The 22,630-nt window shown below is 56.9% G+C and carries 26 protein-coding genes and 1 pseudogene; 12 read left to right on the forward strand and 15 right to left on the reverse strand.

Annotated features, from left to right (window positions below; translation table 11 throughout):
• Positions 1 to 29 precede the first annotated feature (29 nt).
• The 7 genes from JQM68_RS08690 (at position 30) to JQM68_RS08720 (ending at position 6,136) form a co-directional block, all read left to right on the forward strand.
• Positions 30 to 971 carry a nitronate monooxygenase gene (locus JQM68_RS08690; protein ID WP_235222617.1) on the forward strand — a complete coding sequence of 314 codons (942 nt, stop codon included), beginning with the start codon at positions 30 to 32 and terminating at the stop codon, positions 969 to 971.
• Positions 962 to 2,050, forward strand: a complete 1,089-nt coding sequence (locus JQM68_RS08695) for an NAD(P)H-dependent flavin oxidoreductase (protein ID WP_235222618.1) — start codon at positions 962 to 964, stop codon at positions 2,048 to 2,050. The genes JQM68_RS08690 and JQM68_RS08695 overlap by 10 nt, the downstream gene beginning before the upstream one ends.
• A complete protein-coding gene (gene fabD, locus JQM68_RS08700) occupies positions 2,047 to 2,985 on the forward strand; it encodes an ACP S-malonyltransferase (protein ID WP_235222619.1) in 939 nt (312 codons plus the stop codon). Before JQM68_RS08695 ends, fabD begins: the two co-directional genes overlap by 4 nt.
• Positions 2,985 to 3,728 carry a 3-oxoacyl-[acyl-carrier-protein] reductase gene (gene fabG / locus JQM68_RS08705; RefSeq protein WP_235222620.1) on the forward strand — a complete coding sequence of 248 codons (744 nt, stop codon included), beginning with the start codon at positions 2,985 to 2,987 and terminating at the stop codon, positions 3,726 to 3,728. Before fabD ends, fabG begins: the two co-directional genes overlap by 1 nt.
• 199 nt (positions 3,729 to 3,927) lie before the next feature.
• Positions 3,928 to 5,169 carry a beta-ketoacyl-ACP synthase II gene (gene fabF / locus JQM68_RS08710; protein WP_235222621.1) on the forward strand — a complete coding sequence of 414 codons (1,242 nt, stop codon included), beginning with the start codon at positions 3,928 to 3,930 and terminating at the stop codon, positions 5,167 to 5,169.
• A gap of 1 nt (position 5,170) precedes the next feature.
• Complete coding sequence (fabZ, locus tag JQM68_RS08715; protein ID WP_235222622.1) at positions 5,171 to 5,602, forward strand: 3-hydroxyacyl-ACP dehydratase FabZ; 432 nt, start codon at positions 5,171 to 5,173, stop codon at positions 5,600 to 5,602.
• 75 nt (positions 5,603 to 5,677) lie between these two features.
• The gene (locus tag JQM68_RS08720; RefSeq protein ID WP_235222653.1) at positions 5,678 to 6,136 is read left to right on the forward strand and encodes a MarR family winged helix-turn-helix transcriptional regulator; all 459 of its coding nucleotides are present in this window, start codon (positions 5,678 to 5,680) and stop codon (positions 6,134 to 6,136) included.
• A gap of 44 nt (positions 6,137 to 6,180) precedes the next feature.
• On the opposite strand, the gene gluQRS is transcribed toward JQM68_RS08720, so the two are convergent.
• Positions 6,181 to 7,122: a tRNA glutamyl-Q(34) synthetase GluQRS gene (gluQRS, locus tag JQM68_RS08725; RefSeq protein ID WP_235222623.1), complete on the reverse strand. Its 942-nt coding sequence runs from the start codon at positions 7,120 to 7,122 to the stop codon at positions 6,181 to 6,183.
• Positions 7,123 to 7,271: 149 nt separating this feature from the next.
• Here gluQRS and JQM68_RS08730 point away from each other — a divergent pair, with 149 nt between their 5' ends.
• Together JQM68_RS08730 and JQM68_RS08735 are read left to right on the forward strand one after the other, a co-directional pair.
• A complete protein-coding gene (locus JQM68_RS08730; RefSeq protein ID WP_235222624.1) occupies positions 7,272 to 7,880 on the forward strand; it encodes a hypothetical protein in 609 nt (202 codons plus the stop codon).
• 19 nt (positions 7,881 to 7,899) lie between these two features.
• A complete protein-coding gene (locus JQM68_RS08735; protein WP_235222625.1) occupies positions 7,900 to 9,063 on the forward strand; it encodes a cation diffusion facilitator family transporter in 1,164 nt (387 codons plus the stop codon).
• A gap of 40 nt (positions 9,064 to 9,103) precedes the next feature.
• Here JQM68_RS08735 and JQM68_RS08740 read toward each other — a convergent pair whose 3' ends face one another.
• Positions 9,104 to 9,310, reverse strand: coding sequence for a helix-turn-helix domain-containing protein (locus JQM68_RS08740; RefSeq protein ID WP_235222626.1), 207 nt, complete (start codon positions 9,308 to 9,310; stop codon positions 9,104 to 9,106).
• 90 nt (positions 9,311 to 9,400) lie between these two features.
• Between JQM68_RS08740 and JQM68_RS08745 the strand changes: the two genes are divergently transcribed.
• Complete coding sequence (locus JQM68_RS08745) at positions 9,401 to 9,586, forward strand: hypothetical protein (RefSeq protein ID WP_235222627.1); 186 nt, start codon at positions 9,401 to 9,403, stop codon at positions 9,584 to 9,586.
• 62 nt (positions 9,587 to 9,648) lie between these two features.
• Entirely contained in the window at positions 9,649 to 10,407 is a 759-nt protein-coding gene (locus tag JQM68_RS08750) for a beta-ketoacyl-[acyl-carrier-protein] synthase family protein (protein ID WP_235222628.1), read from the forward strand.
• Between the two features lie 83 nt (positions 10,408 to 10,490).
• On the opposite strand, the gene JQM68_RS13760 is transcribed toward JQM68_RS08750, so the two are convergent.
• The 13 genes and pseudogenes from JQM68_RS13760 to JQM68_RS08805 form a co-directional block, all read right to left on the reverse strand.
• Positions 10,491 to 10,616 (reverse strand): hypothetical protein, encoded by a 126-nt coding sequence (locus JQM68_RS13760; RefSeq protein ID WP_268821456.1) that lies wholly within the window; start codon positions 10,614 to 10,616, stop codon positions 10,491 to 10,493.
• Positions 10,617 to 11,054: 438 nt separating this feature from the next.
• Positions 11,055 to 11,837, reverse strand: coding sequence for a DUF3854 domain-containing protein (locus tag JQM68_RS13860; RefSeq protein ID WP_235222629.1), 783 nt, complete (start codon positions 11,835 to 11,837; stop codon positions 11,055 to 11,057).
• Between the two features lie 51 nt (positions 11,838 to 11,888).
• A pseudogene (locus tag JQM68_RS13950) lies at positions 11,889 to 12,146 on the reverse strand (CHC2 zinc finger domain-containing protein); the annotation flags it as partial.
• Between the two features lie 29 nt (positions 12,147 to 12,175).
• Entirely contained in the window at positions 12,176 to 12,976 is an 801-nt protein-coding gene (locus JQM68_RS08760) for a hypothetical protein (RefSeq protein ID WP_235222630.1), read from the reverse strand.
• 67 nt (positions 12,977 to 13,043) lie between these two features.
• Positions 13,044 to 15,254, reverse strand: coding sequence for an SF1B family DNA helicase RecD2 (recD2, locus tag JQM68_RS08765; protein ID WP_235222631.1), 2,211 nt, complete (start codon positions 15,252 to 15,254; stop codon positions 13,044 to 13,046).
• 12 nt (positions 15,255 to 15,266) lie between these two features.
• Complete coding sequence (locus tag JQM68_RS08770; RefSeq protein ID WP_235222632.1) at positions 15,267 to 16,304, reverse strand: YqaJ viral recombinase family nuclease; 1,038 nt, start codon at positions 16,302 to 16,304, stop codon at positions 15,267 to 15,269.
• A 3-nt stretch (positions 16,305 to 16,307) separates the two neighbouring features.
• Positions 16,308 to 16,850, reverse strand: a complete 543-nt coding sequence (locus JQM68_RS08775) for a hypothetical protein (RefSeq protein WP_235222633.1) — start codon at positions 16,848 to 16,850, stop codon at positions 16,308 to 16,310.
• Between the two features lie 22 nt (positions 16,851 to 16,872).
• Positions 16,873 to 17,649 carry an N-6 DNA methylase gene (locus JQM68_RS13865; protein WP_235222634.1) on the reverse strand — a complete coding sequence of 259 codons (777 nt, stop codon included), beginning with the start codon at positions 17,647 to 17,649 and terminating at the stop codon, positions 16,873 to 16,875.
• Positions 17,643 to 18,794: a transposase gene (locus JQM68_RS08785; protein ID WP_235222635.1), complete on the reverse strand. Its 1,152-nt coding sequence runs from the start codon at positions 18,792 to 18,794 to the stop codon at positions 17,643 to 17,645. The genes JQM68_RS13865 and JQM68_RS08785 overlap by 7 nt, the downstream gene beginning before the upstream one ends.
• Before the next feature lie 298 nt (positions 18,795 to 19,092).
• Positions 19,093 to 19,614, reverse strand: a complete 522-nt coding sequence (locus tag JQM68_RS08790) for a hypothetical protein (RefSeq protein ID WP_235222636.1) — start codon at positions 19,612 to 19,614, stop codon at positions 19,093 to 19,095.
• Positions 19,615 to 19,788: 174 nt separating this feature from the next.
• Positions 19,789 to 20,091 carry a hypothetical protein gene (locus JQM68_RS08795; RefSeq protein ID WP_459558690.1) on the reverse strand — a complete coding sequence of 101 codons (303 nt, stop codon included), beginning with the start codon at positions 20,089 to 20,091 and terminating at the stop codon, positions 19,789 to 19,791.
• Positions 20,088 to 20,672, reverse strand: a complete 585-nt coding sequence (locus tag JQM68_RS08800; protein ID WP_235222637.1) for an ImmA/IrrE family metallo-endopeptidase — start codon at positions 20,670 to 20,672, stop codon at positions 20,088 to 20,090. Before JQM68_RS08800 ends, JQM68_RS08795 begins: the two co-directional genes overlap by 4 nt.
• A gap of 43 nt (positions 20,673 to 20,715) precedes the next feature.
• A complete protein-coding gene (locus JQM68_RS08805) occupies positions 20,716 to 21,153 on the reverse strand; it encodes a helix-turn-helix domain-containing protein (protein WP_235222638.1) in 438 nt (145 codons plus the stop codon).
• A 227-nt stretch (positions 21,154 to 21,380) separates the two neighbouring features.
• Here JQM68_RS08805 and JQM68_RS08810 point away from each other — a divergent pair, with 227 nt between their 5' ends.
• Complete coding sequence (locus JQM68_RS08810; RefSeq protein WP_235222639.1) at positions 21,381 to 22,625, forward strand: DNA polymerase Y family protein; 1,245 nt, start codon at positions 21,381 to 21,383, stop codon at positions 22,623 to 22,625.
• Positions 22,626 to 22,630: the final 5 nt, after the last annotated feature.

Consider the following 22,630-nt stretch of genomic DNA (forward strand, 5'->3'; position numbering starts at 1 on the left):
CCCCAAACACCTCAAGGAGGCCACTCCACATGAAAAAACTGAACGAAATTCTGGGAACCGAGTTCCCCATCATCCAGGGCGGCATGGCCAACATTGCCACAGGCGAATTCGCCGCCGCCTGCTCCAACGCGGGCGCTCTGGGCGTCATCGCCACCGGCGGGATGCTCCGGGCCGACCTGCTCCGGGAGCAGATCCACATCTGCAAGAGCCTGACTGGCAAGCCCTTCGGCGTCAACCTGATGCTGATGAACCCCTGCGCCGACGAGATGGCGCAGGTCATCGTGGAGGAGGGCGTCCAGGTGGTGACCACCGGCGCGGGCAGCCCCGGCAAGTACATCCCCGCCTGGAAGGAGGCCGGTATCAAGGTGTTCCCCGTGGTGGCCGCCTCCATTCTGGCAAAGCGCCTGGTGAACCTGGGCGCCGACGCCGTCATCGCCGAGGGCACGGAGTCCGGCGGTCATGTGGGCGAGATGACCACCATGGCCCTGGTGCCCCAGGTCATCGACACCGTGGACGTGCCCGTTATCGCCGCCGGCGGCATTGCCGACGGCCGCCAGGCCGCCGCCGCCTTCGCCCTGGGCGCCTGCGGCATCCAGGTGGGCACCTGCCTGCTGGCAAGCGAGGAGTGCCCCATCCACGACAACTACAAGCAGGCCCTCCTGCGGGCCAAGGACAGCGACACCACCGTCACCGGCCGCTCCATCGGCGGCCCCGTCCGGGTGCTGAAGAACAGGATGGCCCGGGAATACCTGGCCCTGGAAAAGCGGGGTGCCACCCTGGAGGAGCTGGAAAAGGTCACCCTGGGCGGCCTGCGCCGGGCGGTGTTCGACGGCGACATGGACCACGGCAGCGTCATGAGCGGCCAGGTGGCCGGTATGCTCCATGAGGTCAGGCCCCTGCGGCAGATCTTCGAGGAGCTGTACAACGGCGGAAAAGCCGTGTTGGAGGCGGCGAACCGGGAATGGCAGTGACGATTCGGGGAAAACGCCTCCCCCTCCCCATTTTACAGGGCGGCATGGGCGTGGGCATCAGCCTGGACCGCCTGGCGGGAGCCGTGGCCGCCTGCGGCGGCATGGGCACCATCTCTACCGCCTTCTGCGGCTTTCAGGAGCCGGATTTTGCGCAAAACCCCAACGCCGCCAACCTCCGGGCCCTGGAACGCCAGGTAAAGCACGCCAAGGAACTGTCGAAGGGCGCGGGGCTGGTGGCGGTCAACGCCATGGTAGCCACCTCCCAGTACGCCGACAGCGTCCGCACCGCCCTCCGGGCGGGGGTGGACGCCGTGGTCTGCGGCGCGGGACTGCCCCGGGACCTGCCCGCCATCGCTGCGGAGGTGCCGGAGAGTGACGCAGCCCTGGCGCCCATCGTCAGCGGCGGACGGGCCGCAAGCCTCATCTGCAAGCTGTGGGACAAACACTACGGCCGCGTCCCGGATTTCGTGGTGCTGGAAGGCCCCCTGGCGGGCGGCCACCTGGGTTTTTCCAAAGAGGACGCCCTGGAGTCCCAGGCGGGACGGCCCAAGCCCCTCAGTGATTTGCTGAGGGAGGTGCTGGACGCCCTGGCCCCCTTCCAGGAGAAGTATGGCCGGGACATCCCGGTGTTCGTGGCGGGCGGCGTGAAAAACGGCGCCGAGATGCGCCGCTACATGGACGAGGGCGCCGCCGGCGCCCAGTTCGCCACCCGCTTCATCGCAACAGAAGAATGCGACGCCAGCGAGGGCTACAAGCAGGCGTTGTTGGACGCCCGGCAGGAGGACATCACCATCGTCCAAAGTCCCGTGGGGCTGCCGGGCCGGGCGCTGCGCAGCCCCCTCATCCGGCGGGTGGAAGCAGGCACGCAGCCCCGCCCGGACCGCTGCGTCAAGTGCCTGGTCCCCTGCGATTTCAAAACCACCCCCTACTGCATTTCCCGGGCCCTCATCGCCGCCCGGAACGGCGACTGGGAAAACGGCCTGTTCTTTTGCGGCGCAAACGCCGGAGAGGTGGACCGCCTTTCCACCGTCCGGGAGCAGATGGAGCAGATTATCGAAGAATGGAGAAACGCACGATGAAACTGGGCTTTTTATACGCCGGACAGGGCAGCCAGCACCCCGGCATGGGCGCCGACCTGTACGAGGCGTTTCCCGCCTTCCGCGCCGTCATCGACCAGGCGGCGGAGCGTGTGGATTTCGATTTGAAGGAGGTCTCCTTCACGGACGCCGGCGGCGTCCTGAACCAGACCCGGTACACCCAGCCCTGCATGGTGGCGTTCGCCGCCGGGCTCACGGCGGTGCTGCGGGAGCAGGGCGTCGTCCCCTCTGCCACCGCCGGACTGTCCCTGGGCGAATACTCCGCCCTCCACGTCGCCGGGGTCTTTGACGCCGTGACCGCCGTGGAGCTGGTGGCCTTCCGGGGCAAGGCCATGGAGGAGGCCGCCGCGGGCCGTCCCTCCGCCATGATGGCGGTGCTGGGGCTGGAGCGGGAGCCTCTGCAGGCGGCCTGTGACGCCGCGTCCGCCCTGGGCTGCGTGGTCATCGCCAACTACAACTGCCCCGGACAGCTCGTCATCGGCGGCGAAAAGGATGCCGTGGAGCGGGCCGCCGCCCTCGCCAAAGAAGCGGGCGCCCGGCGGTGCCTGCCCCTGAAGGTCAGCGGGCCCTTCCACACCCCCCTGATGGCCCCCGCCGGGGGCGCCCTGGCGGAGCGGTTCCAGACCGTGGAGTTTGGGGCGCCGTCTGTCCCCGTGATTTTCAACTGCCTGGGCGATGTGAAGCCGGAGGGCGTCACCATCCCCGAGCTGCTGGTACGGCAGGTCCAGAGCAGCGTCTATATGGAGGACTCCATCCGCGCCATGGCGGGTCTTGGCATGGACGCTTTCGTGGAGATCGGCCCCGGCAAGGCGTTGTCCGGGTTCGTAAAGAAAACTGTACCGGGACTGCCCGTCTATGCCGTGGAAACGGCTGCCGATGTGGAAGCCCTTGTGCACGCAGTAAAGGAGAACGACTGATGAATTTTACCGGAAAGACCGCCGTGGTCACCGGCGGCAGCCGGGGTCTGGGCCGGGCCGTTTGCCTGGAGCTGGCGGCGGGCGGCGCCAATGTGGTGCTGTGCTATGCCGGCAATGAAAATGCCGCAAACGAGACCGTGGCGGCCTGCGAGGTCCTGGGGGCCAGAGCCGTGGCCGTCCGCTGCAACGTGGCGGACAGCGGCGAAGTGAAGGCCCTGATGGACGCCGCCGTCCAAACCTTCGGCCGCATCGACATTCTGGTGAACAACGCAGGCATCACCCGGGACGGCCTTTTGATGATGATGAAGGAAGCGGACTTCGACGCCGTCATCGACGCCAATCTGAAGGGCACGTTTCTGTGTATGAAAGCCGTGTCCCGGCAGATGATGAAGCAGCGGTACGGCCGCATCGTGAACCTCTCCAGTGTGGTAGGCCTGCGGGGGAACGCCGGACAGGTGAACTACGCCGCCAGCAAGGCCGGCGTCATCGGCATGACGAAGTCTCTCGCCAGGGAGCTGGCCTCCCGGGGCGTCACCGTCAACGACGTGGCGCCCGGCTTTATGGCCACGGACATGACCGCCGCCATGCCGGAGGCCGCCAAAACCACCACACTGTCCACTATCCCTATGGGACGCATGGGCGCGGCGGAGGACGTCGCCAAAGCCGTGGCGTTCCTCGCCAGCGAGGAGGCCGGGTACATCACTGGACAGGTGCTCGCCGTGGACGGCGGCATGAGTATGTGAGAAACTTCAAGGGGGAGCAGGCTCCCCCTTGAGAATCCCCTACCACCAGTGAACCGCGTTCACTGGTGAACGCCGCTCAAGGCGGCTGAATCAAAGTATTTTTGCCACGTGCAGAAGGTGAATTGCCGCTAAGCGGCAAGAGAGGCCGCCCTGGGGCGCGCCGCGGCAAAAATAATTTCATTAGCAGGAGGAAACCACTATGAACCGACGCAGAGTCGTCATCACCGGCCTGGGGGCCGTGACCCCCATTGGCCTGACCGCACCGGCGAGCTGGCAGGCCGCGAAAGACGGCGTGTGCGGCGTCGCCCCCATCACCCAGTTCGACGCCTCCGGCCTGAAGGTCCGGCTGGCCGCCGAGGTCAAGGACTTCGACCCCCTGGTCTGCATGACCCGCCCGGAGTCGAAGCACATGGAGCGCTTCACCCAGTTCGCCATGTGCGCCGCCAAGGAAGCCCTGGCGGACGCCGCCTTCGACCCCGCCCAGGCGGACCTGGACCGCTGCGGCGTCATCGTCTCCAGCGGCATCGGCGGCATCGGCCTCACCGAGCGGGAACACGACAAGGGCAAGGAAAAGGGCTGGGACCGGGTGTCCCCCTTCTACATTCCCATGGGCATCTGCAACATGGCCGCCGGACAGGTGGCCATCGCCAGCGGCTTCCGGGGGATGTGTACCTGCCCCGTCACCGCCTGCGCCGGCGGCACCAACGCCGTAGGCGACGCCTTCCACTACATCCGGGACGGCTACGCCGACGCTATGCTCTGCGGCGGCACCGAGGCCGCCATCACGCCCCTTGCCATCGGCGGCTTCTCCTCCATGAAGGCCCTGACCCAAAATCCCGACCCCGACCGGGCCTCCATCCCCTTTGACAGGGAACGCGCGGGCTTCGTCATGGGCGAGGGTGCGGGCGTCCTGCTGCTGGAGGAGCTGGAGCACGCCCAGGCCCGGAACGCAAAAATCTACGCCGAGGTCGTGGGCTACGGCGCCACCTGCGACGCCTACCACATGACCGCCCCCCTGCCCGACGGCAGCGGCGGCGCGAAAGCCATGGCTCTGGCCCTGGCGGACGGCGGCACCGCCCCGGAGGAGGTGGGCTACGTCAACGCCCACGGCACCTCCACCCACTTAAACGACGCGGGGGAGACCGCCGCCGTCAAGTCCGTGTTCGGTGCCCACGCCTACGAGCTTGCCATGAGCTCCACCAAGTCCATGACCGGCCACATGCTGGGCGCCGCCGGGGCTGTGGAGGCCATCTTCACCGCTCTGAGTCTCCACGACGGCTTCCTGCCCGCCACCATCCACTATCAGGTGCCGGACCCGGAATGCGACCTGGACGTGGTGCCGAATCAGGGCCGCAAGGCGGACGTCCGCTATGCCATGAGCAACTCCCTGGGCTTCGGCGGACACAACGGCAGTTTGCTGCTGAAGAAGTGGGAGGCGTAGCATGGAGCTGAATTCCAATCAGATCGCGGAAATTCTGCCTCACCGCTATCCCTTCGCCCTCGTGGACCGCATCACCGACTACGAGCCGGGCCAGTGGGCCAGGGGCATCAAATGCGTCAGCGTGGGGGAGCCGTATTTCTGCGGCCACTTCCCCCAGCAGCACGTCATGCCCGGCGTGCTGATTTTGGAGGCCATGGCCCAGGTGGGCGCCATCGCCATCCTCTCCCTGCCGGAGAACCGTGGGAAGATCGCCCTGTTCGGCGGCGTGAAGAACGCCCGGTTCAAGCGGCAGGTCATCCCCGGCGACGTGCTGGAAATGGAATGCAGGCTGACGAAGCGCCGGGGTCCGGTGGGCATCGGCGAATGCAAAGCCACCGTGAACGGCGAGGCAGCCTGCACAGCGGAGCTGATTTTTGCCGTTCAGGAGGGATAAGGTTGCCTTTTCCCCGTAAAGTTGGTATACTACCTGCATCGAAAAAGAAACACGGGGAAAGGGGCGGTCACTACGCTGGAACAGGCTTTTAACGAGGTATACACCAAATTCAAGCTGCATTTTTATCAGGAGATCTTCCGGCGGTTCCAGGACCGGGAGGCAAGCCTCACCACGGTGGAGACTTTCTGCATGGAGAGCATCATGGCCCTGGGCAGCCCCACGGTGAACGAATTCGCCACCTTTATGCACATCTCGCCGCCCAACGCCGCCTACAAGGTCAACAGCCTGGTGAAAAAGGGCTATATCCGGAAGGTCCAGTCCCCGGATGACCGCCGTGAGTACCACCTGGAGGTCACCCAGAAGTATATCGACTACTACAACATCTCCGCCGCCTACACCACCGAGGTAGTGGCCCGTGTCAACCGGCGTTTCCCGCCGGAGGACTGCGCCAAGCTGGAGGAGATGCTCACCATCGTCAGCCGGGAGCTGATGCCGGAGGTGGTCCTCCCGGAGCGGCGGACCACGGAACCATAAGAAAAAAAGAGACACGGGCTTTTCCACCTGTGTCTCTTTTTCGCTTAAAACAGTCCCTCCGGGATGCAGATGTCCTCCGTGGGCACCTTGTCCCAATCGAAATCCGCCAGCAGCGCTTCCGCTGTCTTCGGCACCGCCGAGGGGTTGAAGCCCGCGAGATACGCCAGCTTGCCCAATATCTCCGCCGCCGTGGAGCGGTCCCGCAGCGCGTCCAGCCCCGCGTCGGCGTTCCGCTTGCTCAGCCGCCGCCCGTCGGCGGTCAGCAGCAGGGGGAAATGATAAAATTTCGGCGGCGTCAGGCCCAGCAGGTCGTACAGGTACAGCTGCCGGGGCGTGGAGTCCAGCAGGTCGGCCCCCCGCACCACCTCCGTGACCCCCATGGCAGCGTCGTCCACCACCACGGCCAGCTGGTAGGCGAACATTCCGTCGGAGCGGCGCAGCAGAAAGTCGCCGCAGTCCCGGGCCAGGTTTTCCTCATACGGCCCCAGGTGGCCGTCCGTAAAGCCCCAGACTTCCTCCGGCACCCGCAGCCGCAGGGCCGGGGGCCGTTTTTTTGCTTTTTCCGCCGCCTCCTCCGCCGTCAGATTCCGGCAGGTGCCCGCGTAGACCACCTGGCCGTCCTCCCGGTGGGGGGCGCTGGCGGCGTGGAGCTCCGCCCGGGTGCAGAAGCAGGGATACACCAGGCCCTTTTGCTCCAATTTCTTCAGCGCCGCCTGGTAGAGCGCCGTTCTTTCGCTCTGGTAATACGGCCCGTCCGGGCCGCCCACACCGGGGCCCTCGTCCCAATCAAGGCCCAGCCACCGCAAATCGTCCTCCATCTGCTCCGCGTACCGCCGGGGGCAGCGGGCGGTGTCCAGGTCCTCGATGCGCAGAACGACCTTTCCGCCCTTCTGCCGGGCGCTGAGCCACACCAGCAGGGCGCACAGAATGTTGCCCAGATGGATGCGCCCGCTGGGGGACGGCGCGAACCGGCCCACAGTCTCCATATCCCGTGCCCCCTTTCAGCGGAAATTTTCGTCCCCATTATACCTGCCAAAAACCGCCTGGTCAACCAGAAACCCCCTGTACAACCGCCTTTTCATGTGCTAGAATATAAATTCTGAAATTTGACTTTCACAAATCGAGGTGTTTGCATATGAATGAAGAGATGCGTACCTTCGGCTACCTCTGCCCCAAGTGCGGCAAGCCCGTTATGGGCGCCCGCTCCATTTTCGCCCTGGAAGCCTCCGACGCGGAGATCGTCTGTGACTGCGGCGACAGCGTGCTGCACACGGAGTACGACGGTGTGAACTACAAGGTATACGTCCCCTGCGGCATCTGCGGCGAGACCCACATGGCCGTCTGTCCTCCGGAGCGGATGCTCCGGGGCGCCACGGCCCTTGGCTGCGCCCAGACGAAGCAGTTCTGCTGCTTCATCGGCGACGAGGGCACCGTGGAGAAAAACCTCCGGGAGCTGGTCATCCTGGCGGAAAAGGAAAAGCAGCAAAAAGACGGCGAGGAGCCGGAGGCCTTCGTGGACAACGTCATCATGTACGAGGTCCTCTCCGAGCTGAAGGACATCGCCGCCCGGGAAAAGGGCATCACCTGCGCCTGCGGCAGCAGCCGCTATGGAATGGAGATCCGCCGCTCCGCCGTGGACCTGATCTGCCGGGACTGCGGCGCCAAGCTGCGCATCCCCGCCGCCACGGACCGGGACCTGGACGACCTGTGCTGCCACATGAAGCTGGTCATTCCGGGAAAATAACAGAAAGAAGGTTCCACCCATGATCTCACTTTTGGCCCGGCTGTTCCTGAAACCGGAAGGCCGGGATGAAGCCGCCCTCCGCAAGGGGTACGGCATCCTCTGCGGCGCGGTGGGCATCGGCCTGAATGTGCTGCTGTTCGCCGGAAAATTCTTCGCCGGAACGCTCTCCGGCTCCATCGCCATCACCGCCGACGCCTTCAACAACCTGTCCGACGCCGGCAGCTCCTTCGTCACCCTGCTGGGCTTCCAGCTGGCGGGGCAGAAGCCGGACTCGGACCACCCCTTCGGCCACGGCCGCATCGAGTACCTGTCCGGCCTGGCGGTGGCCATGCTCATCATCCTGATGGGCTTCGAGCTGGCCAAATCCTCCCTGGATAAGATCCTGCACCCCGCTCCGGTGGACTCCAGTTGGTTAGTCATCGCTATTTTGTGCGTGTCCATCTGCGTCAAGCTGTACATGTCCTTCTACAACCGCTCCCTGGGCAAGAAGCTGAACGCCCCCGCTATGCTGGCCACCGCCGCCGACTCCCTCAGCGACAGCGTGGCCACCACCGCGGTGCTCATCGCTACCCTGGTGGGCCGCTTCTCCGGATTGATGATCGACGGCTGGTGCGGCATTCTGGTGGCGGCCTTCATCCTCTGGTCCGGCTTCAACGCCGCCAAGGACACCGTCAATCCCCTGCTGGGCACGCCGCCCACCCATGAGTTCGTCAATCAAATCAAGGAACTGGTCATGGCCCACCCCGGCATCATCGGCATCCACGACCTCATCGTCCACGACTACGGCCCCGGCCGGGTGATGATCTCCCTCCACGCGGAGGTCTCCGCCTCGGAAAACGTGCTGGAGCTCCACGACGAGATCGACAACGTGGAGTCGGAGCTGCGGGAAAAGCTGGGCTGCGAGGCGGTCATCCACATGGACCCCATCGTCACCGACGACGGCGTCACCGAGGAGACCCGGGAGCGGGTGGCGGCGCTGGTCCACTGCATCGACGACGCCATCAATATCCACGACTTCCGCATGGTGGCGGGGCCGTCCCACACCAACGTCATTTTCGACGCGGTGGTGCCCTACGGCTTCCGCCTCACTGACAGCGAGGTGGAGGAAAAGATCAAGACCGCCGTCCGCACCCTGGACGGCAACTACTTCGCCGTGGTAAAGGTGGAGCGGTCGTATACATAAGAAAAACACGGGAAGCGGCGTCATCGGCCTGCTTCCCGTGTTATGTTTTGTCCGGAGTAAATTGGATAATATCCGTAATATCGCATTGCAGCATATTGCAGAGGTCATTCAGCGTATTCAGGGTAACACTGCGGTTCTTCCGCAGCGCGTCCAGCGTCCCTGTACTGACCCCATACTCTTTGATCAAAGTGTATTGGGATATGTTTTTCCGTTTCAAAGTCTCCCATAGCGGTTCAAACGTGATCATACCCACACCTGCCTTGCATTTAGCATATCCGAAAATGCGGGTCTTGAATAATGCCGAATATCCGGCTATAATCGTTCAAAAAAGGAAGGGATGACGAACATGCCAGACTATCAGGAAATTTACCTGCACCTGATGCGGGAGACCGAGAAAGCCATCCGAATCCTGGTGAAAGCCCAGCAGGACTGCGAGGAGCTGTACCTCCGGGAAAGCGGCCCGGCCCTGCGGGTCCTCCCAACCTCCGGCGGGCAGGCGGAAAAATCCCCGGCCGCGGAATGACGCTCATATTTTTCCTGTTTGCGGGCACCCTATGGGCAACCCACAAAAACGAGGTGTCCTCCATGAACGAAAAGCGTGTCGGCAAACGCACCATCGCCCTGTCCCATCCCCCCTCTGTCATCTCCTACGCCAACATCGGCGGCAGGCAGGAGGCGGAGGGCCCCCTGTCCTCCTACTTTGACGAGCTGTCCGACGATTCCTTCTTCGGGGAAAAGACCTGGGAGAAGGCGGAGTCCACCATGCAGAAAAAGGTGGTCCAGCGGACGCTGGACCAGGCGAAGCTGAAGCCCGGCGACCTGGACTATATCTGCGCCGGGGACCTGCTGAACCAGTGCATCGGCTCCTCCTTCGGCCTGCGGGACTTCGGCATCCCCTTCTACGGCCTGTACGGGGCCTGCTCCACCATGGGCGAATCCCTGTCTCTGGCGGCTATGCTCATCGACGGCGGCTACGCCCGCTATGCCGCCGCCGTCACCAGCTCCCACTTCTGCACCGCCGAGCGGCAGTACCGGATGCCGGTGCCCTACGGCAACCAGCGGCCCCCCACGGCCCAGTGGACCGCCACCGCCGCCGGCTGCACCATCCTGGCGGACGACGGCCCCGGCCCCTATATCACCCACGTCACCTGCGGCAAGATCGTGGACCGGGGCATCAGCGACGTGAACAATATGGGCGCATCCATGGCTCCCGTAAGTGTTAAGCTTACACCATCCAAGTATAATGCGGTATGCGGCTTGGTTTCTACACATCATTCTCTTCAACAAGGAGGTGCAAAAGGGGCAACAGTTATGGGAACCCATAACACTAACCATTTGAAATAATAAAGCGCCGGCAAAACCGGCGCTTTATTATTTCCTACTCACAATCGCTGTTTTTCCAAATTATCACCGCACCTTTATTCGGGCTAACAGGCGGTGAAAAGCGGAAACACATCATAGTTCCCTTCACTAGCGCTCTTTATGCCCAGTTCCTCAAGAACCTTTTCCTGGATCTCTGGTTTCAGGTCTTCCAAATATATCTCAATTTCCATGTTGCTCCTCCTCAAGGTAGAACTGTTTCAGATGGATCCACTCGCAGTTCGGATATTGCCTGCGTTGGCAGACCAGACAATTGGTGGTACAGCATTCCTCCAGCCAACATGTACGGCATGTGGTTTCACCGATATAGTCGCTGGAAGCATACCAAAAGCCTAAAGGGTGCTTCTTGATGAGCCATCCTCCACAGATGTCACAGGACTTTTCCTCCCAAACTACATCTGTGACTTTGTCCCACTCAATCTGTTGCCCACACACTGGGCAGAACCGCCACGACTCTTGATTGACACCATCACTGTGCTGCAACTTCGTTCCGCAAATTGAACAGTAATAGCACTTTATTACATTTGGGCGTTCTTGCTGGATTCTTGGTATCATTCTCAGTCACTCCTCACGACAGGGCTGTAGTGCTCATGCGCTACAGCCCCATCAAATCACTTACTTCGAAATAGATGCTTGTATAAGTCGTCAATCCCTTTCTGCCTCCGACTCCAAGTAATGGGAGCAACTTCAAAGCCAGCTTCAGCCCCGAGCTCGATATAGCGATCCCGCGCTGTTCTTACCTTGTCGTTGTCCTGATAGTCAGAGTCGATCATGATATTCAACCTCTGGACCCCCAATTCACTCAGTTCCTGGAGAAGCCTCTCATACTGTGAATAGCTCGGCACACCAGTAAGGCCTGCAAAGCCACACTCGTATTGGCTGCCAAGAGCGAAGTGATAGGCAAGATCCGCCTTCATAACACCCTCGGTCACGCAGACAACCTCGTCGCCTTCTTGAACTCCGACATAATGAGGGCAGCATCTGGCTGGGGTTCCATAGTACTTATCTACGCTGGTCAAGTTGTAGAATTTCTGGTTATAAACCCGATCCAGCCGAACCTGTATTGCCTCAATCTGACCATCAAAATTGCGGTCGGGAATCATGATGCCCGACCCTCTGATGTCCAGAGTCCATTGGCCGGTCTCCTTCTGGCAATAGAATCCCGGAACACCATCCAGAACACAGCCACGCTCTAATAACTCCGTTACAATGCGCTTGAGCCTTGTTGTCGGAGTTGTGCGATAGCCCAACTGCTCAATCTCATCTTGGGTCAGGCCGCGTTCTCGTAAGGAGGCTTGATGCGTAGGACACAGGGAAAGCAGAGAAAGGAGATTGGAATAGGTGTTATCCCGGACTTCTGCTGATGCAATTGGCAACTCCACCGTCTCAATCACTCTTCGCTTCGGACTACACTCTCGCGGCTTTTCTCCACTCTCGGAGCCAAATACCTTGCAGAGTTCCTCATAGGCAGTATGGAGCGAGACATCGCAGAACTCTGCGTAAAGGTGGAGGATACCTCCACCTTTCCCGCAGCGATTGCATCGAAACACATTGTCTCGGATTTTCACATTCAAATGAGCTTTTCGATCTGCGCAAAATGGGCACCGGCAGTGCAACTGTGTGCCGGTATCCCGTATGACTTCGATACCAAGCAAGTCCACTACCTGCTCAATGTCACATGGCAGATCTGGTATTCTGCCCATCAAAGATCACCTCCCTCATCGGGGATTCTTCAGCTTGCCATTTGACCTGCCGCCTCCAGGAGCTTGATCGCCCCCGCTTTCAGAGCGAGGTTATGGCCGGAATAGTTCTTAACATACCAAGCCAAATCGCCGGGGCTCTTCATAGCAATATCCCCGAGTGTCCAACCGGAGAACTTCCCAAAGTCGATTTTCACCATCTTGGCCTGATCGACAGTCATTACCTGCAGGTACTCATCCACAGTCTTCGGAGGCTCCGGCGCAGATGCCTTCGGAGGTTCAGTAAAAGACTGCGATTGGGGCTTTGCCTGCTGTTTTGGAGCAGGGACCGGAGTAGCCGACTGCGCTGCTGCAAAGCTCACCGCAACGCTACTAGGATGATCCTCTTCCTCATCAGGCGGCATCTTGACAGGTGCATCAGCGATGATGCTGGTTAAGGCCTCACCATTCATACAGAACTGGGTACCATACCCCGCATCTGCCAGAGCTCGGCCTTTAGCAACCGTTTCCGCAATCTCCAGGAACCGGTCACCGAAGCGTTCCTCTGTCGAGAAGCGCTGCGAGTAAGCCTTTCCAATGAACTGATCGGCAGGATCAGTTTTGTCCGCGTAGACTTTACAGCACACAACGGCGCTCTTATCATCCAACTGCACGATCTCAGGCTCGATCTTCCCATTCGGACGGTGCAGTCGGAACCATAAAAGGCGGTATTTTACATCGAGGTAAAGATCGTTCTCGCCCTCATCGCCCACCGTATTCCTTACAAAATCCGCCGGATTGAAGCCATCGACAGCATTGATGGCAGGGATCGCATTCACATTCAATTCACTCACGTTATTTCGCCCTTTCATAATAAATGTAGAAACGAGGTGGCTTTTGACCACCCCGTTTCCCAAAAAACTACGCCACTCGCTTGCTCATCTCGCGGTTATAGTACGCCACGATCCGATCAGCAAGGACGGTGTTTCTCTGACCCACATCACACTTGTGGATCGCAATGTAAACTGCCTGGCGTTGCCCAATCAGGATCACTTTCGCCTTCGCCCTGGTCACTGCCGTGTAAAGCAGATTCCTACGCAGCATGATATAGTGCTCCTTCAGCAGCGGCACAATGATGACTGGATACTCCTGGCCTTGGCTCTTATGGATCGTGAGGCAGTAGGAGAATTCAACATCCTCCATCATGTCCTTCGAATAGCGCAGTTCGCGCCCATCGAGCAACCGGATATCCACAAACACCTCATCGTCTTCCTTTTCCATGCCGGTAATCAGGCCAACATCGCCATTCGACACTCCATTCCGGTTTGCCGTCTGCATGATGCGGTCACCAACACGAAAGACCCGACTGCCGCACTTCAGTTCCATCTTCCGCATGCTTGCAGGATTGACCAGATCCCGGATCGTCTCATTCAGCGCATTCGATGCAACAGAACCGCGCTTTCGGAAAGGCGACAGAATCTGCACATTCTCCAAGCCATGCTGACTCACTTCCTGCAGATAGTTCTTGACTACCAGCTGCGCAGCGTCCTCTGCATTCTGGACCTCAAGCATCTGGAAGTCGTCACCGTACTGCAAATGGGTATCATTGTGATTGATCGCATGGGCATTTACGATGATCCGACTATTGGACGCCTGACGGAAGATTGTGTCAAGAACTGCCGTTGGTACCTTCTCACTCCGAATCATCTCTCTCAGCACATTTCCTGCGCCAACCGAGGGGAGCTGATCAGCGTCACCGACAATCAGCAACTGGGCCCCCGGCTTGATGCGTTCCAGCAGGATATACGCCAGCCTCATATCTACCATTGAGAATTCGTCCACCACGATCAGATCTGCTGGAAGCAGTTCCGTATCATTTAAGGGACTCTCCTCATCTGTGATGAGGCCAAGCGCTGAGTGTAGCGTCGAAGCAAACATTCCAGTCTGCTCTGCCATACGCCGACTTGCTCGTCCAGTCGGAGCCGCAAGAAGGATCTCATTGGAGGGATACTCCTTCTTGTAGATATCCAGAATGAACCGCAGTGTCGTCGTCTTGCCGCTGCCCGGTCCACCAGTCATAATGGAGATGGGATGTGAGAGGCAAAGCTTGACTGCTTTGCGTTGTGACGGCGCCAGCTTCTGCTTGAGCGTTTGTTCCGCCTGATCAATTTTCTCGTCCAGGTCATAGATCTCTTCGAAATCTTCCTGGAGGATCATTGAAACAATCCGCTTGGCCGCTTTGACTTCACACATGCGCTCATAGCTCAGATAGACACGGGTTCCTTCCACATAGATGCGTGACTCAAGCCTCTCATTTGAGATAGCTTGCCGAATCTCACCTTCCGATACGACCTCAGCCTCACAGTCGGAGTTCAGCAGATCATAGCAGCGGCCCACAGTCTCATCTACGCTTAAAAACAGGTGACCGGACACCCGGGCTTCATCCAGCACATAGTTGATTGCGCCGGCATACCGCATTGGGTGTTTGAGGCTCACTTTAGTCTTCCTTGCGATTGAGTCTACTGTCATGAAGCCAAAGCCTTTGATCCTGCAAAGCTGAAATGGGTCTGTTTTCACGATTTGAAGGCTCTGATCTCCGAACTCCTCTTTGATCATGGCTGCCTTCTTCATCGATACGCCAAATGGTGCCAAATAGATCATCAGGTCGCTCAGTGCCTTCGTCTCCTCATAGGAAGCGACGATGGTCTTGAGTTTGGTCCTTGCAATACCGCGTATGCTCAGTAGTTGCTGAGGGTTCTGGTCCAGAACCTCCATCGTCTTATCACCGAACTTTGCGACAATCGCCTTGGCAATCTCCGGGCCGACACCTTTGATGATGCCGCTGCTCAGATACGCCAGGACACCAGCTTGATCCGTTGGCACAATTTGTTTGCAAGTCGTAACTGACATCTGCAATCCATGTTTCGACTGCTCCCAGGTCCCATCCAATTCAACTTCGACCACATTGGTCGAGACAAGATGATACCCGACAGCAGTGAAATGGATCTTGTCATCACTGAAAAATGTGTTCTTTCTCGCTTCTTTGGGGACAGACTCATCCTGCGTGCTATATGAAAACACGCAGTAACCGTTGTCCGATTGGAAGATCGCACGGTCGAATCTGCATAACATTGTGATCACCTCTTACGCGATGGCCGCCTTGACCACCTTGAAAATTCTCGACTCCGACTGCTCCACGAACTCGTCGTACACATCAGGGTACTGAGCACGCAGCGCAGACAGCTTGTCTTTTGAGATACCTTCACGATACTGCGGATTATAGGTGATTCGAAACACCTCGCTTCCGCTCTCACATGAGGCTCGACATGCAGTTCCCATCTGCTCTACAATCGGGGCATACAGGGTCTTAATCCGCGTTTCCAGCGCCTTTGACTGGGCATCCAGATTCTTCTTCTCCTCTTTGAGTGTCATGATCTCGCTGAGGCTATTGAGGAATTTACTGTCCAGTTCCACATCCGGCTCAGACTTATCTGCCGGGCCGAAAAAGCGGCGCAGTGACTCAAGCACAGCATCAGGCTTCTCGACCAGAGGCGGTTCGACCCGAGCCAGCACATGGTTGTTCCAAAACGCCTCCAGTGCCAGGATCGTATTCTCCTCTTCCTCAACATCGCGCTCAATCTTCTGCCACACAAAGTCGTTCTCATTGTTGGAGAACAAGCATGCGATGAAGGCGACATCGATGTTCATGACCGACATATAGTGGCGGACCTGAAGCTCATAATGGCGTGGCACAGCGCCGTTGGCCCATTTGAACTGCATATCATAGTGCGCGGTTTTGCACTCCAGGATTGCCTTGCGGCCATCAGGGAGCAGGACAAACCGGTCCACATCGGCGATCAGGAAGGGATACAGAGGATGCTGATACATCCAGTGGTCTTCATAGACAGTGAGGCCGGTCTTCTTGGCGAAGATTTGAGCGACCACATCTTCGAGCAAATGCCCAATCTGGAATGTGATGCTCTTATCCGGACCTTCGACTGCAGGAGCGACGCCGATCTTATCGTAGTAGAGATCGCGCGCAGTTCGATACGGAGACATATTTAGGGCGGCGGCAACATCGCTGCCGCCAATCCCTTTCTTTCTCCAGTCCAGCCACTGGTCTTCCGTCAAGGTAGTGATATCGACCAGACGCGTTGGGGTGTAATTCATGTCCAATGCCATATCTTACTCCTCCTCGCAGCGATCAAAGCCGCACTCGCCGCACTCAGGACACTCAGCTTCTTCCAAATCCTCGAAAGAACCGAAATGGCTGATCTCACCGCAGTTGCGGCACTTGCATCTGCTCAAATCACTTTCACTATTGAAGAGGTCTCCGCTTTCATCGCAGGTGATTTCCTCTTCAAAGCACATGCCTGTCTCCGTAGAATGGATTTCGACTGAGACATGATCCTCCACACAAGCATCCACAAGGGTAATACACTCTTCCTTGTTCTGCTGCGGATAACCATCGATCAGGCACGAATAAGCAGACCAGGCGAACATCGCCACGAAGGTGTATTCTGCTGTATCTTCCAGTGCCTTGTTCTCGAATTCGGCCATAGCCTCATCGATCAGTTCCTGCCGTTTCTCATGGATAAAACTTCTTGCAAAGAATCTTTTCCCAGCTACCGTAGATGGCTCATCCTCGCTGACAAACCGTTCTATGAAAGAAGTAATTCCTTCGCGAGTCCCGGTTACCTTAATATTTCCAAACGCCCAATTAGGCATAATCGATCCTCCTCATCATCATTCATTTCTTTTCTTGTGTTATGAGATCCAGCTGTGCGAACATTCTCCGCCAATGCCAGACATCCCTGAAATACATTGGGGTAAGCCAGACATTTGGGCTGTTCTTGGGGATAAGTCCGTCCTCATCGTAGCTTTGCGCCGGATGAAGGATGGAATCGTCGATGACCACATAGCCGGGACAGCCGAGTAGGCTCATTTGGATGTAGCACATGCACCCCGCCAAGAAGTCGATGTCTTGCGCGACAAAGAAAACGGAAGTCTGATAGTTGATGTGGTTCCTTTTGCACTCGTTTGCGAAGGCAAGCAGTAATGCACCGGCCCCACAGGCAGGATCACTCACGGATACCCAGCCTTTTTCCTCTATCTGACTTTTCAGATCCTCACCCAGATTCATGGCTGCCATTGCTCTGCAGATATGGTAAGGCGTGAAGAACTGCCCCTTCCACTCATTCGCAAGGCCCAATGCCATGAACAGCTCGCCAAGCATATCCTGATCTGGATTTTGCTCCATCTCATCGACAACTTCGGCGAGCATCTGCGCAAAGACTTCCAGTTCAGAGGTTGCGTATTTTTTGCTACGCTCCAGATACATCGCTTCACGTTGCTCTCTGTATGGGCCACCGAAAGCATTAGCAATGCTGACGGCAGACAGGACAATGAAATCCTGCCAAATATCCCACCTGGAATAGCGCCCTTCCAGAGAGTTCAGAAGCTTGATGATGGTCTTTTGCCTCTCACCCTTCGGGTAGTAAACAGCTTTGGCCATCGCAATCACCACTTGAAGTCGCCAGGGTGATCATACTCGTGCCAGTTCACATTCAGTGCCCGGCTGACGATCTCCTCAAGCTGCGCAATCCGCAGACCGGAAGCGCCATCACACTGGGCGGAGAAGATGACATCACTCATCTGCATGAAAAGCTCATACGCAGTACAGGGGTCATCTCCGTGGATTGCCACAAAGTAGTCCATTGCCTCGTAAGAAGCCTTCTTCGGCGCCCCAATGCGCTTCAGAACCCGCATCAGGGTGGTAACAGGATAGCGAATCTCAATGTTGAGGAGCTGCACCTGCTTGTCTACTGCCTTTTCAAACTGTGCATAGACAAGGCCAAGCTGTTCCTCAAAAAACTCCATGTCATATCCGCTCTTATGCTGTGTCCGCAGGGGATAGCCCAGAGGAATGATCCGGCTTTCATTGCCGGCCAGCAGGATCGGATACAGATTGGCGCCACTCATGCCCACATCAGAGGTGGAGAATCGGAGCGCAGGGATGAGCTTCGCAGGGTTCAGCCCCTTGGCAGCCACTTCCCGACGATAGGTGTCCAGAAGCTGGTCTGCCTGCCCATCCAGGCGCCAGATTGCAGTGGCGATCGTGTGATCAAAATGTGCGGTCATAAACTGATTGCCTGGGTACTCTTTGTCCAGGTAATCGCATACCGCCTTGAACAGTGGCAGCATCTCCATCACGGTGTAGTCCTTGGGATCACCGCCATGTACCGCAGAGACCTTCTGATCTGCAATCTTGATCAGGCTGTCGCCAGAGGCAACGCCCATGCAGTAGTTGAGGATCTCCGCAAATACAGTCTTGGAGACTTTGTTCAGTGCATGTCCGGAGATGCGGGCACGCTCCAGAACGGTCTTGATGGCACAGGAGCGGACGGGGTAGTCCTTACCATCGACCTTCAGCAGAAGGCTGGTATTCTCCATCGTGTCTTCAAGTACATCGGCCGCCCCATTGTGGTCGTAGATCTTCATGTAGAGATCGCCGAGTGCGGACCCCTTCTCAACCGGCTCAAACCGCAGGTCTTTCGAAGGTGCCGTCATCCACTTGCTCTTTGCCTTGCGCTCGCCAAGAAACTGAAAGAAGTCCCTAGGTTCGCTGAAAGAGCAACTGAAGTCGTCCGCGAATACTTTGGTTTCCATCATTTTGTTGTTCCACCTTTCAAATAATTATTTCTCAAATCCGCAAAGCGGAATTTGGACAAAAAAAGCGCTTTGATCTGAGGACTCAAATCAAAGCGCAATGGGAGAGGCGAAACATGATATGTTCGCCCAGAAATGCCAGATTGTGTTGGCTCACAGCTTATGAAGCTCCGTATGGGAGATAAAATCTAATAAGTACAGAGTCAGAATACCATCCGCACCAATGAGAAGCCACTATACCTAAATCTGCTTTCCAGGCAAAAAAGGAGCTGACCCAACCAATGTGGATCAGCTCCCAATTTCATTGTCTACAGGTCGATTTCTGTTCAACCTGGGCTCGGAACGCTGCAAGGTCGAATTCTACTGCCGTAGCAAGTTCCTGAATCATTCGGGGAATAAAGTCTTCGGGTGTGGCACCGACTTCATCAAGAATCATATGCGCATGCTCTTTCGTCCAGCCGCAGAGGAGCAGTGCGCCTTCCTCTGTCAGCTCGATCGTCCTCCAAATGGGATTGCTCCCATTGTGCTGTATGGAACATCCCATCAGTTTGCACTGGAGTGCCTGCGTCGGCTCAGGTGGCCGCATTAAAACACAAACTCTACCCGCAGTGTCACCGCTCATGACCTGGAAATCATCGCTTTGATAGTGGATGACATCCTCCGAATCCTCAGCGCCAAGTTCCACAAAATTATATGCCTTGGCCATCAAGTCGCCTTTCTCCACGAGTGCGTGTTTGACAAAACGCATCGGATTGTCAAAAAAGGTATTGGGGAGATGAATGTGCTCGTTAAAATACCTTTGAAGACCGGAACTATACTGCATATACTCGCCTCCTTTACTGAACCCGGCAGCGCATCACATCCACTGCCTCAAAAATGAACCGAATAAATTCCTCACGGCTATCAAACTCATGCAGAATGTAGCCCAATACCGGATGGAAAGAGAGAATTCGATCTCCATCACTCAGCCAGCACTGATATTTTTTATCTTCACTTATCATATTACATCCTTCAATGGTACTTTGCGTTCCACAAACCATCTTCCAATGACATTTCCACTCAGGTTGGTAGAACGCTCAAAATACAAATAGGTTCTTTGCCCATTCACCTGAATTGTATATCGGTCACCTTGTCCACCAGCCTTTGCCGCATAGGCAGGTCGAATATCAATCACACGGTCTACATCGTACTTCATGCCGTCTTCCCAGACGATCATGCGCGGCAGCATCACACCCTCTGAGGAAAAATCCACGGTAACCGAAACATAGACCTTATAAGCTACACCCGGCAGCATAGTCAATTCAGGGGCTGCCCCAAATCGCGCTTCAGGAAGTCCCCATGCGCAATATACGGAGCTTTGATCTCAACGCCCTCACGCTGCAAAATACGCAGCTTGAAATCCAGAAGTTCAGGCGGAACACAGAGGCAGCTTGCGATTTGGAAGAAGTCCATCTGCTGCTGCAGCGCTTCAAAAACATCCTCATCATTCAAGAGGAACTCCGCTGCGAAAATGTTCGCTTCATACTCCATGCGGTCTGTATCATCCAGGAAGGTAAACTCATGGAATGCGCTGATAGCAGAGTCGCTGTGCAAATCAGCATGTCCAAGTTCATGCACAAGGATGATCCTCTGGATGCTCTCCGGCAGGTCGCTGTTGATCATGATGAGCTTGCAGCGTGAAGAGACCAAGAAGAACCCTTTGCAGGACTTCGCACTCTTCCCCATAGGCCGCTTCATGACCTGGATCTTCATTGCCCGACAGATCTCATACGGATCGTCTGTCTGGTATTTCATTTTCAAACGATTCGCTTCTTGCTTGATGGCAAACGCTAGCAACTCACTCACCTCGCTCAAAGAAAACAATGTCTTTGTGTGCAGCATAAGGATACCACATAGGGTGTCCCAAAAACCGTACAACGCACTCTTATTTCTTATAGTCCTTCCGGGTGAATGTTTCGCTGGCGCGCTTCTTATTTGCAAAATAGGCCTCCGTCACGGCCTGGAAGAAAAGCTCCTTGTCCTCTTCCGGAACATCACCACCGGCAAACATCGCACGGGTCTGTGTCAGCAGCTGCTCCACATCCGTTGCGCCTTTCTTGCCGTAGATAGCACGCGCACTCTCGATATAAGGAGCTTCCTCAAGTCCATAGGTCTCATCTTCAATCTCATCTTTGAGTAAGTAGGCCTCAGACACATTCAGGACAGTGCATAGTTTGCGAAGGTTCAACCCACGGGGCTTGGAACCGGCAGCTTCATAGCTGCTAATGGTCCGGACAGTCGTACCGACCTGATCGGCTAGGTCTTTCTGCGTCATATTCAGCGTAATGCGACGATCTCTGATTTTCTCTCCAGTCGTTTTCATATTGCAGTTCCTCTTTCTACTGATTTGGTTTGTCCTCGGAAAACTTCTATTGACAAACCGGTCTGGTATCTGCTATTGTTTCATCAACAAGAAGTTTGTAGAAGTTTTAAGAAGTTTGAGGAAGTTTAACCACATTATATGCAGAAGAAACCTCGTTGTCAACAGGAAGTTAGTAGAAGTTTGAGGAAGTTTCGAAAACTTTTCTACGACAGGAGGAACCCGAAGCTATGGGAGAAAGAGTTGTAGTGCATAGTGACCTCAACAACTGCTATGCCAGTATCGAGTGCATGCTGCATCCAGAACTTCGCGGGAAGTATATCGCCGTATGTGGCAGCACGGAAGATCGTCATGGCATCGTTCTGGCCAAAAATCAATTGGCAAAACAATGTGGCGTGAAGACGGGAGATGTGATCTGGGAAGCGAAGCAGAAGTGTCCGCAGTTGACGATTGTGCCGCCGCACATGGATCAGTATTTGAAGTTCTCCAAGATTGTGAGATCCATCTATCTGCGGTACTCACCGGAAGTAGAGTCTTTTGGCATCGACGAAAGCTGGATCGAGCTGACTGGCTCATCTCGGCTCCATCACCAGACACCTTATGAAATCGCAAATGAGATCCGCAAAACTGTGAAGGCAGAGGTCGGCTTGACCGTGTCCATCGGTGTCAGCTTCAATAAGATCTTTGCCAAATTGGGATCTGACATGAAAAAGCCAGATGCAGTGACTGAGATCACGAAGGAGTCTTTCCGGGACCAGGTATGGCCATTACCTGCTTCCGACCTTCTTTATGTCGGGCGGGCCACGACGGAGAAACTTCGCCGTTACGGCATTCATACCATTGGAGACCTTGCGAAAGCAGATCCCGACATGCTGGTGCGGCTGCTGGGGATCAACGGAGAGAAACTCTGGATCTATGCCAATGGCCTGGATACCTCTCGGGTCATGCCCTGCGATTATGATCCCCCAATCAAGAGTATTGGGCATGGAATTACCTGCAATGCGGATCTGCTGACGAAGGACGAGGTCCGGCATGTTTTTATGGAGCTTTCGCAAGAAGTCGGGCTGAAACTCCGCAAACGCAATCTGGCTGCCACCAGGGTGAAGATCAGCGTCCGGGACAACACATTGGCCCATCGAGAGTACCAGGGCAAGTTGCCCTTCCCCACCCAAAGCTACACAGAGATTGCTGCTGCAGGCTTCGACCTGTTCTACCAGCGCCACACCTGGAATAGTGACATCCGCTCTCTGACGATCAGCGCAATTGACCTGGTCCCGGCCGACACACCGATCCAGTTAGACCTATGGACTGACTACACCAAGCACAAAAAGCGCCTTGCTCTGGAGCGAACGGTCGAAGATATCCGTAAGCGCTTCGGCCTGCAATCCATCAACTTTGCAGCACTCACCTCCGGGCTGAAAATGCCAGCTCATCGTGAGGTCGAATACAAAATGCCGTCTGTTATGTACCACTAAAGGAG

This window comes from Oscillibacter valericigenes (assembly GCF_021531435.1).
Lineage (GTDB): Bacteria > Bacillota > Clostridia > Oscillospirales > Oscillospiraceae > Oscillibacter > Oscillibacter valericigenes_B.